The 1,044-nt window shown below is 62.0% G+C and carries 1 protein-coding gene; it reads left to right on the forward strand.

The features are described 5' to 3' along the window. Positions 1-1,037 (forward strand): glycoside hydrolase family protein (locus BN2476_RS43565; RefSeq protein WP_500045253.1); only part of this gene is annotated, 1,037 nt, incomplete at its 5' end. Positions 1,038-1,044: the final 7 nt, after the last annotated feature.

The raw sequence follows: 1,044 nt of genomic DNA on the forward strand, positions 1-1,044 counted from the left end.
AGCAGCAGAACAACTACTATCAGGTGACGTGGGAGCCGAGCCTCGGCTGGGCCGATAGCGACGCGAACTTTGTCGCGATGTACAAGGCCGCCTATCAAGGCATCCACTCGACCGATCCGAACGCGATCGTGATGGGCACGGGCAATCCGTTCGCCTCCAACTGCGATACGTGTACGACCGGCTATCTGAAGAAGTTCGGCGCGCTCGGACTGTGGAACTACATCGATGCGGTTTCGACGCACGGCTACTGGAACGCGGGTACGTATCCGGCGCATCCGCCTGAACTGCAGGACTCGGACCCCGATCCGGCGAACCAGGCCAACGCGCTCGACAACCAGATGAACCAGCTGCGCTCGGTGATGCAGGCCGGCAAGCCGAACATGAAGCTGTTCTTCACGGAAGCGGGCACGAGCTACGACCCGGGCATCAACTACGGCCCGACGACTCCGTCGCAGAACCAGCTGTTCGCCCATGCTGCCGTTGGCGTGCGCTCGCACATCATCGTGCTGGGCGGCGGCGCGCAGATGACGACGCTGTTCTTCGGCCCCGACTATCCGGGCGAAGTGGGCTACGGTTCGTTCTTCGATCTGAACAACGCGCAGGGTGCATTCGGTGCGTCGAATCTGTCGCCGAAGCCTGAAGCGATGGCCTTCGCAACGATGACCCGCGTGCTCGACGGCACGAACACGCTGGGCCGCGTCAAGGGCACGCCGGGTGGGACGTTCGCGTATGCGTTCCAGCAGCTCGGCGACGGCAAGATCGTGACGGCGGTATGGGCGCACGACAACAGCCAGTGGCCGACGAGCAATGGCACGTACAGCCAGACGTATTCGACGGGCTATTCGCTGCAGGTCGACAACCCTGGTACGTCGGGCAACGTGACGAAGATCGACGGCTATGGCAATGCCACGACGGTTCCGTACTCGAACGGCCAGGTGTCGCTGACGCTGACGGAAGTGCCGCAGTACATCGTGTCGAACAACGCGACCGTTGCGAAGAACAATTCGACGGTTCCTGTTGGCTACACGGGCCAATAATCTGAAG

The sequence above is a fragment of the Paraburkholderia piptadeniae genome (assembly GCF_900007165.1).
Lineage (GTDB): Bacteria > Pseudomonadota > Gammaproteobacteria > Burkholderiales > Burkholderiaceae > Paraburkholderia > Paraburkholderia piptadeniae.